14 protein-coding genes are annotated in these 15,674 nt (G+C 41.7%); 8 read left to right on the top strand and 6 right to left on the bottom strand.

Going from position 1 to position 15,674, the window contains the following annotated elements; translation table 11 throughout:
• Window positions 1-579 precede the first annotated feature (579 nt).
• The gene (gene ettA / locus AC2SLO_RS02365; protein WP_486543841.1) at window positions 580-2,241 is read right to left on the bottom strand and encodes an energy-dependent translational throttle protein EttA; all 1,662 of its coding nucleotides are present in this window, start codon (window positions 2,239-2,241) and stop codon (window positions 580-582) included.
• A 79-nt stretch (window positions 2,242-2,320) separates the two neighbouring features.
• On the bottom strand, window positions 2,321-2,845 hold the full coding sequence (locus AC2SLO_RS02360) for a GNAT family N-acetyltransferase (protein WP_486543842.1): 525 nt from the start codon (window positions 2,843-2,845) through the stop codon (window positions 2,321-2,323).
• A gap of 201 nt (window positions 2,846-3,046) precedes the next feature.
• Between AC2SLO_RS02360 and AC2SLO_RS02355 the strand changes: the two genes are divergently transcribed.
• The 3 genes from AC2SLO_RS02355 (at window position 3,047) to AC2SLO_RS02345 (ending at window position 4,567) form a co-directional block, all read left to right on the top strand.
• A complete protein-coding gene (locus AC2SLO_RS02355; RefSeq protein WP_486543843.1) occupies window positions 3,047-3,328 on the top strand; it encodes a GNAT family N-acetyltransferase in 282 nt (93 codons plus the stop codon).
• Between the two features lie 107 nt (window positions 3,329-3,435).
• Complete coding sequence (locus AC2SLO_RS02350) at window positions 3,436-3,729, top strand: 4a-hydroxytetrahydrobiopterin dehydratase (protein ID WP_486543844.1); 294 nt, start codon at window positions 3,436-3,438, stop codon at window positions 3,727-3,729.
• Window positions 3,730-3,859: 130 nt separating this feature from the next.
• On the top strand, window positions 3,860-4,567 hold the full coding sequence (locus AC2SLO_RS02345) for a metal-dependent hydrolase (protein WP_486543845.1): 708 nt from the start codon (window positions 3,860-3,862) through the stop codon (window positions 4,565-4,567).
• 53 nt (window positions 4,568-4,620) lie between these two features.
• Here AC2SLO_RS02345 and AC2SLO_RS02340 read toward each other — a convergent pair whose 3' ends face one another.
• Complete coding sequence (locus AC2SLO_RS02340; protein WP_486543846.1) at window positions 4,621-5,844, bottom strand: Lnb N-terminal periplasmic domain-containing protein; 1,224 nt, start codon at window positions 5,842-5,844, stop codon at window positions 4,621-4,623.
• A gap of 184 nt (window positions 5,845-6,028) precedes the next feature.
• On the opposite strand from AC2SLO_RS02340, the gene AC2SLO_RS02335 reads away from it, so the two are divergent.
• Together AC2SLO_RS02335 and AC2SLO_RS02330 are read left to right on the top strand one after the other, a co-directional pair.
• Window positions 6,029-6,919 carry a CBS domain-containing protein gene (locus AC2SLO_RS02335; RefSeq protein ID WP_486543847.1) on the top strand — a complete coding sequence of 297 codons (891 nt, stop codon included), beginning with the start codon at window positions 6,029-6,031 and terminating at the stop codon, window positions 6,917-6,919.
• Window positions 6,912-7,952 (top strand): patatin-like phospholipase family protein, encoded by a 1,041-nt coding sequence (locus tag AC2SLO_RS02330; protein WP_486543848.1) that lies wholly within the window; start codon window positions 6,912-6,914, stop codon window positions 7,950-7,952. The genes AC2SLO_RS02335 and AC2SLO_RS02330 overlap by 8 nt, the downstream gene beginning before the upstream one ends.
• A gap of 97 nt (window positions 7,953-8,049) precedes the next feature.
• Here AC2SLO_RS02330 and AC2SLO_RS02325 read toward each other — a convergent pair whose 3' ends face one another.
• A complete protein-coding gene (locus AC2SLO_RS02325) occupies window positions 8,050-9,795 on the bottom strand; it encodes a choice-of-anchor I family protein (RefSeq protein WP_486543849.1) in 1,746 nt (581 codons plus the stop codon).
• A gap of 221 nt (window positions 9,796-10,016) precedes the next feature.
• The gene (locus AC2SLO_RS02320) at window positions 10,017-10,625 is read right to left on the bottom strand and encodes a hypothetical protein (protein ID WP_486543850.1); all 609 of its coding nucleotides are present in this window, start codon (window positions 10,623-10,625) and stop codon (window positions 10,017-10,019) included.
• A gap of 19 nt (window positions 10,626-10,644) precedes the next feature.
• On the opposite strand from AC2SLO_RS02320, the gene AC2SLO_RS02315 reads away from it, so the two are divergent.
• Together AC2SLO_RS02315 and argA are read left to right on the top strand one after the other, a co-directional pair.
• Window positions 10,645-10,779: a hypothetical protein gene (locus AC2SLO_RS02315; protein WP_495637084.1), complete on the top strand. Its 135-nt coding sequence runs from the start codon at window positions 10,645-10,647 to the stop codon at window positions 10,777-10,779.
• A gap of 311 nt (window positions 10,780-11,090) precedes the next feature.
• Window positions 11,091-12,413 carry an amino-acid N-acetyltransferase gene (argA, locus tag AC2SLO_RS02310; protein ID WP_486543851.1) on the top strand — a complete coding sequence of 441 codons (1,323 nt, stop codon included), beginning with the start codon at window positions 11,091-11,093 and terminating at the stop codon, window positions 12,411-12,413.
• 131 nt (window positions 12,414-12,544) lie between these two features.
• Here the strand turns inward: argA and bamJ are convergent, their stop codons facing one another.
• Window positions 12,545-13,318: a BamJ family beta-barrel-assembly machinery protein gene (bamJ, locus tag AC2SLO_RS02305; RefSeq protein ID WP_486543852.1), complete on the bottom strand. Its 774-nt coding sequence runs from the start codon at window positions 13,316-13,318 to the stop codon at window positions 12,545-12,547.
• A gap of 710 nt (window positions 13,319-14,028) precedes the next feature.
• On the opposite strand from bamJ, the gene AC2SLO_RS02300 reads away from it, so the two are divergent.
• Complete coding sequence (locus AC2SLO_RS02300) at window positions 14,029-15,600, top strand: mechanosensitive ion channel (protein WP_486543853.1); 1,572 nt, start codon at window positions 14,029-14,031, stop codon at window positions 15,598-15,600.
• The last annotated feature ends 74 nt before the right edge of the window (window positions 15,601-15,674 follow it).

Below are 15,674 nucleotides of genomic sequence, written 5' to 3'. Positions count from 1 at the left end.
TTTGAAACTAACTAAAGAAGAAAAATTTACATCTTTAAGATAAAGCGCTTAGTCATAAAGGTGTTAATAGAACTTCAAAGTAATTTTTACAGTGACATAAATAGGCTGATTACTTATCAGCAGAGCTTAAGGAGCATTAACGTGACGTTAATGAGTGTATTAAAAACTAAACCACTGCCGAGGTCAACAACATAAACAACTAAAATTACTTAAATTATATATATAGATACAAAATAGAAATATTCTATTTTATTTTTCATAATAATCAATATTGATCTTAATTATATAATTAGTTTATTAGCTAACAAATTTATAAAATAATTTTTCTTTACAAATGCAAATTTATAATGAAATTTTCAGGACTAGGGAGCTTTTGGTAATAACTATTACCAAAAGCTCCCTTAATGGCTTATTTTAATAAGGAATTAATGACATCTATTAAAATGCCAGACATAAAAAAGGCATAACAGCTTTTGCAATTATGCCTCTAGTAAATAATGATAAATTATGTAAGATAATGGTTTATAAAATAGTAAACCATTTATAAATCATTTAATAAACCCTCAAACCAACCTACTCTTAGCCGCCAATCTTCTTGTACTTCATACGCTTAGGACCGGCGTCATCACCCATCGTTTTCTTACGGTAAGCTTCATATTCAGAGTAGTTACCATCAAACCAGACTGGACCTTCTGGCTCAAAGGCCAAGATATGAGTCGCGATACGGTCAAGGAACCAGCGGTCATGCGATACGACCAATACTGTGCCTGGGAATACCTGAATCGCATCTTCTAGCGCACGTAAGGTTTCTACGTCCAAGTCGTTTGATGGCTCATCCAGTAAGATAACGTTTGCGCCCTGCTTTAGGGTTTTCGCTAATTGCAGACGGTTACGCTCACCACCAGATAGGTTACCAACTAACTTTTGTTGGTCAGAGCCTTTGAAGTTAAAGCGGCCAATATAAGCACGGCTTGGCGTTTCATAGTCGCCAACTTTGATGATGTCTAGGCCGTCTGATACTTCTTCCCAAACGGTTTTGCTGTCATCTAAGTTATCACGAACCTGACCCACATAGGCCACGCTCACACTTTCACCCAATTCAACCGTACCCGTATCTGGTTTATCTAGACCGGTCATCATGTTAAATAATGTGGTTTTACCTGCACCGTTAGGACCGATAATACCGACAATACCTGCTGGTGGCACATTAAAGCTTAGGTTCTCATATAGCAGACGATCACCAAAAGATTTTGAGATATTGTTCACCTCAATCACTTTGTTACCTAGGCGAGGACCAGGTGGAATATAGATTTCAGAGGTCTCGTTACGCTGCTGGAATTCTTTCGAGTTCAGCTCTTCAAAGCGCTGGATACGAGACTTAGATTTGGCCTGCTGACCTTTTTGGTTTTTACGCACCCACTCAAGCTCTTTTTTCAGCGCTTTGGCAAATGACTCTTCTTGCTTTTGCTGCTCTTCTAGACGCTTATTCTTCTGCTCTAGCCACTCAGTGTAGTTACCCTCATATGGATAGCCATAGCCGCGGTCAAGCTCAAGAATCCACTCCGCCACGTTATCAAGGAAATATCTATCGTGGGTAATGGCAACGATGGTTCCGCTAAAGTTCTTCAAGAACTGCTCTAGCCATGCAACAGACTCTGCATCCAAGTGGTTAGTCGGTTCGTCAAGAAGTAACATATCAGGGCGGGATAACAACAAACGGCACAGTGCCACACGGCGCTTCTCACCACCAGAGAGCTTACTCACATCAGCATCCCAAGGTGGCAGACGTAGCGCATCGGCCGCTTTTTCAAGTTGGGTATTTAAGTTGTGTGCATCCCAAGCTTGAATGATGTCTTCCATTTTGCCCTGCTCTTCAGCAAGCTTATCAAAGTCAGCATCAGGTGCGGCGTATTCTGCATAAATCTCGTCAAGACGAGTCAGCGCATCTAACGCTTCACGCATACCGTCTTCCACGTTACCACGAACGTCTTTGCTATTATCAAGCTGCGGTTCCTGCGGCAAATAGCCAATCTTAGTACCTGGCTGCGCACGGGCTTCACCGCTATATTCGGTGTCCACGCCAGCCATAATGCGTAGTAAGGTTGACTTACCCGCACCGTTGATACCTAAAACACCAATTTTTGCGCCAGGGAAGAAAGACAAGCTAATGTCTTTTAAGATTTCACGTTTAGGTGGAACAAGTTTTGACACCTTGTTCATGGTGTAAATATATTGTGCCATTAAGACTCCATTATTCGTTTTAGGCCTTATTTAAAAGCAATTAGAAAAGGGATAATCAGTTAAAAGGCATTATCGCATATCAGGGGTAAGTTATCATCTTATAAAAGTGTTTGAGGTTAATCATTGTGTCATTCAAAGATACCGCTTCAACTTCCGTATGTGAGTATTGGAACCCATTTTTATGAAGTACCTTCTCTGACGCAAGATTAGTGTCCGCTACTTGGGCATTTAGACGCGTTACACCTCGTTGTTTTGCTATTTGTAGTATTTGCTTAACAGCAAAACTAGCTATACCTTGCCTAATTGCAGACTCGCAGATGCGATAGCCCAAGTTCGCACATCCTTTTTGAATATCCCGTAAGTTAATCCTTCCGACGACTTTATCTTCTTGATATATTAAATAAAAGGCAATCGTGCCGTCAGCTTGCTTTTGCATAATCTCGCTTTGAACGTCGCAAAAACTGTCATATTTACGATACGTATCAGGTCTTGCGCCAACAGCTTGCTTAAAATAGTCCCAATTACGTTGCTCAAAGTCAAATAATGCTTCGTAATCATTGGCCGATAAAGGCTTGATAGTGAGGTCGTCTATTGCAATAGTCATAACTAAATCATCCTTTGTAATCATCCTATTTAGTTCAAAACCGATAACGATACAATACTTTCATTTACTATTTGCCTACTGACCGCCTTAGTTAAGTTCACTTAATATATAACTCACTATTTTACCTATTTACCTATCTAACTTCTGTAATTAACGTGACAGTCTATATAGAGGTTATAAACACAATATAAGGAATGAGATATGAGTAATAATGTTAATATCACCCAAAATACAAGCGAAAACCGTTTTGAAACAACCATCGATGGTCATACTGGATTTATCAGCTATCAAGATCAAGGCGATACCATCGTTTATGATCACACTATCGTGCCACCAGAGCTTGGCGGTCAAGGTGTTGGCTCAGCACTGGTAAAACACGCGTTAAATTATGCACGTAGCGAGAATAAGAAAGTGGTACCTGCATGTTCATTTGTTGATTCATATATTAACAAGCATGAAGAGTATCAAGACTTAGTCAAATAAGTGGTGATAGGCTCTAAATGCTAGAACTGCTCCACACTCTATACAATAGGCTAGCAACTTTAGTATATTATCCTGCTAGATACCTTTTACTTTTTTAGGAGGGCTGTATGAGCCATCTTACCGACGCTCAAGTAGAGATACAATTGCAAGAATTAAATGGCTGGAGCAAAGACGGCAATGCGATTGTAAAAACCTTTGTTTTTCACGATTTTATTGAAGCCATTAGCTTTATGACTCAAGCGGCTTTTCATGCGCAAGAAATCGAGCATCACCCCGAATGGACCAATATCTATAATGAGGTGCACGTTCGCCTAACCACTCATGATTTAAATGGTATTTCTAGCCATGATATACGCTTGGCCAAGCGTATGGAACAGATCTTACAACCTAAAACCTTTTAATATAAACCCTTAAAATATGAAATAGTTTTTATATTTTAAGGGTTATAATCTATACTAAGTCGTGCTATCTATCAGATAGCACGACTTTTTTTGGAATAGTGAATGAACATTATTGGTAGGCTAATACTCTGTGGCAAATTTTAATACCCACCTCACTGGCGGCTTTATCGTCAGTGGGGTTTTGGGCTTGGTAACCTATAAAGCAGGTCTGGTCGGTGCTCAAGAGTTTTTATTATGCGTGCTTGCCGGCACGGTCGGCGGATTGTTGCCCGATATCGACTCTGACAACTCAACACCGATTAAGATTGGCTTTAATTTAATGTCTTTTGTGATGGCATTTTCGCTCTTGATTCATTGGCGCAGTGAATTATCACTGGTTTCTATGCTATTGCTCTGGCTCGCCGGCTATGCCTTTGTGCGCTATGCCATCTTTGCTGTGTTCACTAAGCTGACCGTGCACCGCGGAATCATTCACTCCGTCCCCTATATGCTGGTTTTGGCCTTACTGTGTACGAGTATAAACTACTACGTGTTGGATACGCCGCCTGCCACCAGCTGGTTCTATGGGGCCTTTTTATTATTAGGCTCTTTGGTGCATCTTGGACTGGATGAAGCCTATAGTGTTGATTTATTAAACCAACGCCTTAAGCGCTCGTCAGGTACAGCAATGAAGTTCTATCAAGACTCGCAGCGCTATTATTATCTTGGCTTATATGCCATTTTGTTAGTGATGATTTTTGTATCACCCCCATTTGAACCGTTTTGGCGCAAGGTATCTGACCCCGTTACTTGGTGGCTATTAAAAGACTCTATATTGCCAGAAGTCTTAACCCGTTAAGTACGAAGCAAAGCCATTAGTATTAATAATAGCTTTGCTTACGGTCCAAGCTATTAAGACTCTGGATTATTGCTAATCGAAGGTTTAGGGATTGGCAATCCTTCGCGTATCTTCTGCGAATAGTCATAAGCGCTTTGGTTATCCGCTTCACTAAAGCTGGCGACTTTAGGATTAATATGAGCACGTTTATACCACTGCTTAATATCCCAGCTCCCTGCCGGCAATAATCCTTCGTCATATAAATAATTTGGCACATAACCAGACGCCAAAATACGATAGTCACGAGGGAATAGGCCGTCACCTTTAGTAACATCGCGCGCCATATCAAAAAGCACCGTGGTACAGTTACGTATTAAGGTGTTATACCATTTGGCTTCTTGCTGCAGCTGCTCTGCTTGATTAAGATATTGTAAAAACAGATCCTGAATCTGCTGCTGCGTCATACCTTGCACTGGGAATAGATACACCTGTTCACCACGTACATTGCTGCGGGTATAAACAATATCGCGCTCCTCTGCCGCTACTACTATCATCTCAAACTGTTTAAAAAACCCGCCTATAGCCGAAAACACTTCATCTTCTTCTTTACGAATCTCAATCGAGAAGCTCAGCGGCCTATCATCTTCAAAACGGAAGCTCAACAAAGTATGCCCGATAGGCGCCCCCATCCAGTAGGAATTAATAATATCCACCCCAGACAGCTTGCTTAAATCAATCGTACGATCGACCCAACGTTCTTTAGCAACCAGATCAATTCTTTCACCTTTTTCTTCTGATGTCTCTGCAGCGACTTTATAGTAATAAGGCTCTATAGGCTGCACCAGTGTCTCGCTATCTGGCGCGCGCACCCAATCAAAATCACGCACATTATGCAGCGTAACCAGATTTGGATTCTGCTCATCTTGGCTGATACTTAAATAACGACTGACCTCAGGCTGCCAAGGACGGTCTTGCTTAGCCGGTAACCATGCAAACCACATAGCAAGCAACACCCATAAGACTGAGAAGCCTGCCAGCCACTTAGCGCCTTGCTTTGAATGGCGAATATAATTGACCAAAGTTATTAAAGAGAAGGCGGCAACCACCGCTACCACTAGCCAGCGCATCACTGGGTAATCGACTAACTGAATCCACAGCAGCAGGCCTGCCCATATGGCACACACGATTAATGTCAAAAAGATAAGCGCTTTTACCACGCCGTTAATCACTCTCGCCGCCAAACGTGTTGCCGGCTGTAAGCGAAGCTTAAGTCGAGAGATCAAGGAGGTTTTTGACATAGTGGGTGTTCATCCGTAATCCAAAAGTGGACTCAGTTTATTTCAGTCATAACAACATAGCAATTGCGTCTCACAGTGACAATACAAAATAGCAGTCAAAATAGTGGTGTTTGCCGTTGAATATCAACGCCCCTTGGGATAAAGTGAGAACAACTTAATAACCATACGAGGTGATAACTTCCCCATGTCTGATGACAATTCTGGCACAGCTAGTTGGTCAATGCGCGGATTAAAGCGCTGGCTAAACACCGCCCCTGAGACTCGAGATGAGCTAATCAAACTTGTTCAAGACTCGCACCAATTTTTAGAGCCTGATACTGTCGATATGTTAGAGGGCGTCCTCGACCTGCCAGCAACTCAGGTTCGCGAAATCATGACACCGCGTCCACAAGTAGAAGGGGTTCATGAAAATGACAGCTTGGCTGATATCATGGACATGATTTTGGAGACCAGCCATTCACGCTACCCTGTCTTTGACAGCCAAGATGATGATGCTGTCATTGGTATCTTGTTGGCAAAAGACCTTATCCCTCTACTTGTTAACCTAATTCGTAAAAAAGACGATGGCAATACCTCGTTTCGCCTAAAATCATTGGTACGTCAGCCCCTTTATATCAGTGAAACCTCACGCTCTGATACGCTACTGCGCTCATTACAGCGCACCCAAGTGCATATGGCAGTCGTGGTCGATGAGTTCGGTAATATGGTCGGTGTGGTGACCATGGAAGATTTATTAGAAGAGATTGTTGGCGATATTGTCGATGAGCATGACGATTTCGATGAGGACAGCGATATTAATAATATTATTCCGCATCCTGAAAAACCAAACACTTGGATCGTGCAAGCCTCAACCTTAATTGAGGACTGTAACGAAGAGCTGCATACCCGTTTTGATGATACCGATGTCGATACCATGGGCGGCCTTGTAATGCAGGAGCTTGGGCATGTAGGCGACCTAGAAGGCGAGAGTGTCACCACGCAAGGTTGGCATATCTCTATCATTGACGTCGATGGCCGCTTTATTAAAGTGCTAGAGCTTACCCCACTTACGGATTATGTAGACGACGATGAATAATCAACCCTTCCCTTTAAAGACCTTGCCTAAAAGTATGCGTACATTTGGCGCTATTATTAGTGCAGGCATATTACTGACCGCTTGTGCGACTACTCCTAACAGCTCTAGCCCATCGAAAGCTCAGCCTGTAGCCAAAGGCCCCGTGATTGCTTTGGTGCTTGGCGGTGGCGGGGCTAAAGGCTTTGCTCATGTTGGCGTTATCAAAGTACTTGAAGAAAACAACATTAAGCCAAATCTAGTCGTAGGCACCAGTGTTGGCAGCTTTGTGGGAAGCCTTTATGCTAGCGGTAAGACAGCCAATGAGCTTGAATCAATCGCATTGAGCGTTCGAGATAGTGAGTTGACTGACCCGACCTTATCCTATCAAGGCGTGATTGAAGGCATAAAGCTGCGAAACTTTGTCAATCAGCAAGTCAACGGCCTGCCTATCGAATCGCTCCCTACCCGATTTGCTGCCGTGGCTGCAGAAAAACACAGTCTTAAAAAAGCCGTCTTCACAGAGGGCAATACAGGCTTAGTGGTTCAAGCGTCTAGCAGTGTGCCAAACATCTTTATTGCACCGCGTATTCCTGACCCTGCCCTATCTGGTATTGTTGGCAAAAAATACGTTGATGGCGGTGTGGTCAGTATTGTACCGGTCGATACCGCAAAATCACTGGGCGCTGACGTGGTAATTGCTGTGGACTTGCAAGTCGGTACGGGGGATAGCAATAACAAAGATAATGCGCTAAATAATAAAAATATTTGGTCGCTAATTGAGCAAGGCTATAGTAACTACGCCAATAGCAGCGCTAATTCACGTAATAAAAAATCCTCAGACTATTCGCAAAATTATCAGGCAGCCAATAGAGCTGAGATAGCGCGTGCTGATGTCTTGATCCAGCCAGATGTGGCAAATATTAGTACCATCAATACCCTTGATCGTGAGCAAGCCATTGAGGCAGGAGAAGCTGCCGCACAGCGCAGCTTACCGGCTATATTCAAAGCGATTAAACAAGCGGAATCTACCTATCGAATGGCGTCAGCACAATAGACATTATTTGTTATAAACAGCGTTCATTCTAAAGAGCCTCAAACACTGTTTGAGGCTCTTTTAACTCTTAGGCTAATATCCGATACCGTTAAGGCTATTAAGCCGCAGGCTCTTGAGTAAAATCAAGCTCAAACACTCTTGAACTGCCACTAACCTCAAAACCTACCAATAACAATGGCTTGCCAGAAGGCGACTCTTCTGCTGAAACAAAAGTTAGACCTTCAGGACCTAAGTCACCATCAGCATCCGCTAGCAGGGTACCGTCTTTTGCTGCGGCTAATTTTGTATCATCAAAGCTGCGTGTATTAATCTCACCCAAAAAGTGCACATTGTCAGGGTCAGTGACATCAAACGCCATCACACTTGAAATACGCTCAAGGCCAATAAAGGCAATCGTTTGTGAGCCGATATGCCCGATGGTTACGCCTTCTGGCTCAACGCCTTTGTTATCACTGCGGTTGTCCGCTTCATTTTTATCGTTGCTGGCATTAAAGTTATTCGGATACTTCTCTGCGGTGTATCTGGCCATAAAGCTGCCGCTGTCATAAACTGGCGTGGTCAAGTTATCGACATCCCAAATACTAAATGAGCGGGCGCCAAAGCTGTATAACGCGTCATAGATACCATCGCCATTACTGTCACCCATGGTATTGGTAAAGTCTATTTTACCCAGTGCTTTTTTATCGCTACAGTCCAAGTTATGACAAGCCAGCGCATTAAATTTAGCAGGGTCTACCTCGACATCTTTAATACCAATCTCTTCATTGAAGTCGCCCCATTCACGTGCATCACCCTCGTTTGCTGTCACTAAATACCCTTTATTACCTACTGAATAATAGGCAATGGCATCTGGCATATACATGCCCATAATCGGCCATGTTGTGATGTTAATGGCATCATCTTTATTACTGACATCCAGCTCATTACCTTCAACTGAATGATCTTTTGCACCCAGTGCTTTAATAGCAGTCACATCAGCAGAAGCAATATCAACGATGGCTATAGCATTATTCTCTTGCAAGCTCACGTAAGCCGTCTGACTGTTTTTATCGACTGCGATATATTCTGGCTCTAAGTCTTCAGCGACCGTACTCATACTGCCGTCTGCTTTTTGACCAAAGATACGCACGCCAGCATCAATTAATTGCTGTTTTTGTGAATTAAACTTGGTAAATGTCGCGGTTTGCACCAATGGGTTGTTGATATCCATTAGGTTGATAATACTAATTGAGCCTTCAGCATCTACCTGATAGTCATCCTCAGGCTCGCCTTCATTGGCAACCAACAAGTAATTACCATTTGGGGTGAAGGTCACCATATCAGGCAACGCACCAACGGCAATAGTTTGTAATCGCTGCAAGCTATTGGCATCATAAATCACCACAAAACCATTATCGCTTTTTATATTCGCTTGAACAGCCAGTGCAATCAAGTCGCCCTGTACGGCTACGCTGTTCACAGTACTGCCAATATCAGAGACATCCAATGCTTGTTCAAATACCGGTTTAGTGATGTCTGAGATATTAAGTACGTCGACTTTTTTGTTTTGTGCATTGACCACAAAGCTGCGTTTTGTCGGTGCATGAAATGCCACAATCTCGGCCGCAGATTCATCAAACCTGCCATGCACATAACTGCCGACAGGGTTAAACACCACACGGTTATAGTGCGTCATTAGATCCACAGAGTCATCGTCGTCTATCATACTACTAATATTGTTATCAGAGTCACTACCACAAGCAGATAAAAGAAAGCTTGTTGATAATAAAGCGGATGCCCAAAGGGTGCGTTTTAAGCTGTTTTTTAATAAAGAAGGTCGTGATGTCTGTGATGCTAAAGGCATGGTGGGTCCCTATCATTGTGTGAAGGCTTTGGTAAACGGATGTAATAAATGGCTTTGTGAGACGTTATCTATGACACAGACTACGTTTGCTTTATTAAGGCTTCATGACACATAGCTTTAAAACCTAAAAAAGCCCACTACCATAAGGGTAATGAGCTTTTTGATTTTACTTAAGTGTTAACTAATCGCTAGTCACTAGCGACTCATAGGCGGTCTAAAAACTATCGAACAACAGCGCGGTATTTCATCACTGCTGTCTCATCGATACCTAAGCCTTCAATGGTCCAACGTAGATGTTTATAGTACTCAAGTGGTACATCTTGCAATTGACCATTGATGCGGCCACGTAATGGCATGCGGCTATAGTTCGTACCATCCACACTGGCAGAAGCAGTATCTGGAGCAACTTCACCAGCAAGCTTCACTTGGGCAGGAATGCTCATGGTTACTGTCATTTTGCGCATACGGTCTGGGCTGTGATTGGTCACATAAGTATGATATTCAATCACATTACCTTTTTGTAGACGCGTATTGGCATCAATAGGTTTTAAGGCTGGCTGACCTTGTGCATCAACGCTAACTAATGCAGCGACAGTCTTAGTTTCAACCTGATTGGCCCCATTAACTCGGCCGGCATTCATCTGATTTTGACCTTGAACTTGGCTTTGATTTATTGCTGCAGCATTGGCTAAGTTGCTAGGATTGTTCATCTCAGGCTCAGGCGTTGGCAACATAGCCTGCGCACTCATGCTAGCCACTAACATTGCTGAGGCGAATGCCGCACCACTGGTCAGTTTGGTTAGCAGCGGAAAAGATGCATAAGATTTCATAAAGAGTGTCCCTTATTGTATGTTTATGGATATGACGGTGAATAAAAGTATGTCAGTGCGTGATAGCTTTACTGGCTATATCTTAATGGTATTAACAGGCAAAGTCAGCCTTTCTCAGTGGCTATCGTTAACCATAGCCACCTATCACATATAACTTTAATAGTCTTATATAAATAGCTATGTATATCACTCAATATGAATTACTCAACCGTATTATTGAGTATGGCCATTTTCTTAAGGCTATTTTTATTTTAAGGTCAATTATAATGGACCTTAAAGCTGACATTGATCTTATTAAAAGTGAATAATGAGCCATAGTATGCGACAAATTCACGTAATTATCTGTATTAAGTCAGTTTCTGAGCCCTTACTGCTAAAATAAAGATAGCCCAAGTTGGGATTTTTTGCTATCGTAAAAGCGTCTGTCCCTCTCTTAAGCCTTAAGTCCACTGCGATATTTTATATATGATTGATACTGCTATGCCACAAATAACTCCAGATTATGTTCATTGGTTTCGCAATTCTGCCCCTTATATTAATACTCATCGAGGCAAAACATTCGTTATTATGTTTGGCGGCGAAGCGGTTAACCATCCGAACTTTAGCAATCTTATCCATGACTTTGCTTTATTACACAGCTTAGGCATTAAGCTTGTGTTGGTACATGGTGCCCGCCCGCAAATTGAGAAAAATCTACAAGACCTTGGTATAGACTCGCCGCTACATAATGATATTCGAGTCACGCCGCGAGAAGCAATGCCAACTATCTTACAAGCGGTAGGCGCTATCCGTCTACAAATTGAAGCTCAGCTGTCTATGGGGCTCGCAAACTCTCCTATGTATGGCTCACGCATTGATGCGGTGTCAGGTAACTTTGTAACAGCCAGACCTTATGGTGTGCGTGATGGCGTTGATTATCAAATGACCGGTGAAGTTCGCTCTATCGATGTTGAAGCTATTAAGAATAACCTACAACATAGCCATATGGTTATTTTAGGCTCTATGGGCTACTCTGCCACAGGTGAAATCTTCAACTTATTGGGCGAAGATGTGGCGTTAAAAGCAGCAGTCGCGCTAAAAGCAGATAAGCTAATTTTCTTAGGCAACGAAACCGGTATTAATGAAGAAGGCCGTCTGCTTCACGCTATGATTCCAAACGAGATTGACCGCTTCTTGCGTGACCGTGATTTAGACCGTGAAATCTATTACTTCTTGCACTGCGCGGCACAAGCTTGCCGTGACGGTATTCATCGTACCCATATTATCTCTTATGCTCAAGATGGTGCCTTACTTGAAGAATTATTCACCCGTGATGGATCAGGTACACTGATTAGCCATGACCCATATGAAGAGATTCGCCGTGCCAATATCGATGATGTGGTCGGTTTAATTGAACTGTTGGCACCACTAGAAGAGCAAGGCATTTTGGTGCGCCGTTCACGTGAGCGTTTAGAGCAAGAGATTGAGCTATATAGTGTCATTGAACGTGATGGTATGATTTTAGGCTGTGCTGCCTTATATCCATTAGATGAAGATTCTGCAGAAGTGGCCTCTATTGCCATCCACCCTGATTACCGCAATGGTAGCCGCGGTGCCGACTTATTAGCTTTCTTAGAACAACAAGCGCGCAGTCATGGCCGCCATCAACTATTTGCATTGACGACCCGTACCGCGCATTGGTTTGTTGAACAAGGCTTTGAAGAAGTTAGCGCTGAAGAATTACCTGAGCCACGTAAGACCACCTATTATAATGGTCGTAACTCAAAAGTCTTCCGTAAAAAACTATAAGTCGACTACTTTTAAGCTTTAGATGAATAAATTTACCACAAAAAAAAGGCCTGCGATTTGCAGGCCTTTTTTATATGAATTAGCGACTAAATATCTATCTAGCAATATCTAATATAACTCGACTGATTAGATTATTGTGCTGATGGTGCTGCCGCTGGCTGTTCAGGCATTGCTGGGTTCACTTCAATCATGTCTACTTTGAAGATTAAAGTACTGTTTGGATCAATACCTGGGTTACCCGTTTCGCCATACGCAAGCTCAGCAGGGATATATAATTCATACTGACCACCCTCTTTCATAAGCGTTAGACCTTCGCTAAAGCCTGGAATCATACCTTGTACTGGGAATACAACGGGCTCACCACGGTCATACGAGCTATCAAATACGGTACCATCAAGTAATTTGCCTTCATAGTTAATTTTAACCATATCGCTGTCACTTGGTGATTTGCCATTACCTGGCTTAAGTACTTTATACTGAAGACCAGATTCAGTGGTTTTAACACCCTCTTTCTTAGCGTTTTCGGCTAGGAACTTATCGCCTTCTTGTTTATTAGTGACGGCTGCTTGCTGCATTTTTTCCATCATTTCAGTCTGCTTTCTCTCCTGATAGCTCATCACAACTTCTTGCATTTGCTCTTCAGTTAAAGCCGCTTCCTTACCGTTATAAGCATCTCTAAAACCAAGCTCAAAAGTATCTAGATTTAAGTCATCAACCATCTCTTTATTGCCTTCAGCCATCATGTAACCGATGCTGTAACCTACTTTTTCAAGCTCTGAGCTTTGCTCAGTGACTGTCGCCGTAGAGCTGCTTTGTTCAGATTTATTGCCATTATTTGCACATGCAAATGCAAGCGAGCTTAATAGGGCAACTGCAAGTACTTTAGGGGCCATTACTTTTTTCATAAATAAATGTTCTCTGTAGTGAATTAAAATTATATTCAGATTGAATGAAATAATGTGTCCCTGTTATAACCATTAAAGGTGACACATTATCGTTTAATGCGATTTGTGCTTAATACTGTTTATCGCTTATCTATACCACTGTTTAAAGCTAATTAAATCAATTACCTCTTTATTCTAAGATATGAAATAAAGAGAATGTGTTTACACCTAAACTTTAATGAAATATTAATTTAGTAAAATCGACGAACCAACATCGGTATAATTTTAAAGAATCCCATAGGATACGTTATTTATATCAATGGGGCTAATAATATCAAAATCGACACTCATTCACCATACAGCTACGTTAATACGACAGATAAATGTATAGAATATGTTAATAAATTGGTGCTATATCACATTTATATGCATATATTTAAACATATATGAAAGATAGCTGTTTATTATTGTTAACTAATCCGATAAAGTGGGGTCGTGAACTGTCAGTTATTTAGATTGGCTATTATTGACCAACTGATATCATTAGTTGAATTGAATATTTAGTTAAGTAAAACTGACTAAATAACTTGTTTTTTAAGTTGTCTGACTAAGTCATCGTCAGATATTTTGTCACAATAATCTTGCTAGACAGCAAAATTTAAAACAACAAAAGTAGTTATAGGGGCGGTTTTTCTGCCCCTCTTATTGCATTACATTATAGGAGAAACAGCATGGACAACATGTTTGTTTGGTTTAATAACAATTTAAGCGGACCAATTGGTTCGATTATCGCAGCTATTCTGATATTCGTTATTGGTTGGTTAATCGCTATGGCTTTAGGTGGTGTGGTACGTAACTTATTAGCACGTGTTAACTTAAACCAGCGTGTTAATAGCTCAACAGGTAAAACATACGATATCGAAAACATCATTGCCAAAGTCGTTTTTTGGTTTGTGTTCTTAATGGCCATCTCTGGCGCATTAAGCATGCTTAGCTTAAATGCTATTTCAGCACCATTTGCCAATATGATTGATAGCGTTCTATCATTCATTCCAACGCTATTAGGCGCTGTGGTTATTGGTGTTATCGGTTGGGTTATTGCAACAGTTGCTCGCACTGCGATCAATGCTGCACTATCTAAAACCACACTAGATGAAAAATTAAGTGCTGAAGCCGGTGTTCAACCAATGAGCAGCACCATTGCTGACATGGTTTACTGGGTAATTTTACTATTCATCTTAGTAATCGTACTTGGCCAATTGCAGTTAGACGGTTTATTTGCACCGCTAACCAATATGCTTAACAAAGCAATCAGCTACATTCCTAACATCTTTATGGCTGCTGTCGTATTCTTTGTTGGCTATATTGTGGCTAAAATCATCCGCGGCATCGTTACCAACATGGTATCAAGCCTAAACCTACAAGGTTTTGCGGAAAAAGCGGGTATCAGTAATAACCGTGAAAACAGCCTACCAAACATTGCTGGTTCATTAGCTTTCTTAATGGTTATCATCCCAACCACTATCATTGCTCTTGACGCATTAAACATCGAAGTAATTTCACGTCCAGCAACTAATATGCTGAACAAAATCATGAACGCTCTGCCAAATATCTTTACTGCAGCTGCAATCTTGATTATTACTTACTTCATCATGAAAATGGTTGCTAACGTTGTTAAAGGTTTACTTGAGAATACCACTGTTAACGCTCTACCAGCGAAAGTTGGCCTAGATAGCGCTATGGGTAACACTAAAGTTTCTGACCTTGTTGGCCATGCGATGGTTTTCTTCGCTATGTTGTTTGCTGGCATTCTTGCCGCTGACCTACTAGGTTTTGAACAAATTAGTGCTATCATCACTATGTTCATCAGCTTTGGTGCAGACATCATCCTTGGTGCTGTTATCCTATTCATCGGTTTCTGGCTTGCTAACATCATCGCTGGCGTTGTTGAGCGTTCTGATAAAGGCTCAAACTTCCTAGCAACTATCGTTCGTGTACTTATCATGGGCCTAGTGCTTGCGATGGGTCTAAAAGCGATGGGCATTGCCGATTCAATCGTTAACCTTGCCTTTGGTCTTACTTTGGGTGCGGTTGCTGTTGCTTTCGCTCTATCATTTGGTCTTGGTGGTCAAGAAGCCGCTGCACGTTTCTTACGTAAGATTCAAGATAAAGCAGAAAAAGAAGCCACTAAAGCGAAGGCAGAAAAAGCCATCGCTAATACTCAAGAGAAAACAGGTGAAGAACCTTCTATCACTACTCTATCAGGTGAAGAGCCTTCACTACCAACATCTGACGACAAATAATATTTGCTAGATATTATCATCGAGATAGATGTTAGTTATAACTCTTAAAAAAAGGCAGCCAATTGGCTGCCTTT

The organism is Psychrobacter sp. CX14, from assembly GCF_057396205.2.
This window is presented reverse-complemented; position numbering and strand designations above follow the sequence as displayed.

What these genes read in the sequence shown, in the direction of transcription:
- AC2SLO_RS02315 (WP_495637084.1), top strand. Translation starts at nt 10,645, where the DNA reads ATGTTTATGGATATGACGGTGAATAAAAGTATGTCAGTGCGTGATAGC.
- AC2SLO_RS02300 (WP_486543853.1), top strand. Translation starts at nt 14,029, where the DNA reads ATGGACAACATGTTTGTTTGGTTTAATAACAATTTAAGCGGACCAATT.
- AC2SLO_RS02350 (WP_486543844.1), top strand. Translation starts at nt 3,436, where the DNA reads ATGAGCCATCTTACCGACGCTCAAGTAGAGATACAATTGCAAGAATTA.
- AC2SLO_RS02330 (WP_486543848.1), top strand. Translation starts at nt 6,912, where the DNA reads ATGAATAATCAACCCTTCCCTTTAAAGACCTTGCCTAAAAGTATGCGT.
- AC2SLO_RS02355 (WP_486543843.1), top strand. Translation starts at nt 3,047, where the DNA reads ATGAGTAATAATGTTAATATCACCCAAAATACAAGCGAAAACCGTTTT.
- bamJ (WP_486543852.1), bottom strand. Translation starts at nt 13,318, where the DNA reads ATGAAAAAAGTAATGGCCCCTAAAGTACTTGCAGTTGCCCTATTAAGC.
- AC2SLO_RS02360 (WP_486543842.1), bottom strand. Translation starts at nt 2,845, where the DNA reads ATGACTATTGCAATAGACGACCTCACTATCAAGCCTTTATCGGCCAAT.
- AC2SLO_RS02320 (WP_486543850.1), bottom strand. Translation starts at nt 10,625, where the DNA reads ATGAAATCTTATGCATCTTTTCCGCTGCTAACCAAACTGACCAGTGGT.
- argA (WP_486543851.1), top strand. Translation starts at nt 11,091, where the DNA reads ATGATTGATACTGCTATGCCACAAATAACTCCAGATTATGTTCATTGG.
- AC2SLO_RS02340 (WP_486543846.1), bottom strand. Translation starts at nt 5,844, where the DNA reads ATGTCAAAAACCTCCTTGATCTCTCGACTTAAGCTTCGCTTACAGCCG.
- AC2SLO_RS02325 (WP_486543849.1), bottom strand. Translation starts at nt 9,795, where the DNA reads ATGCCTTTAGCATCACAGACATCACGACCTTCTTTATTAAAAAACAGC.
- AC2SLO_RS02335 (WP_486543847.1), top strand. Translation starts at nt 6,029, where the DNA reads ATGTCTGATGACAATTCTGGCACAGCTAGTTGGTCAATGCGCGGATTA.
- ettA (WP_486543841.1), bottom strand. Translation starts at nt 2,241, where the DNA reads ATGGCACAATATATTTACACCATGAACAAGGTGTCAAAACTTGTTCCA.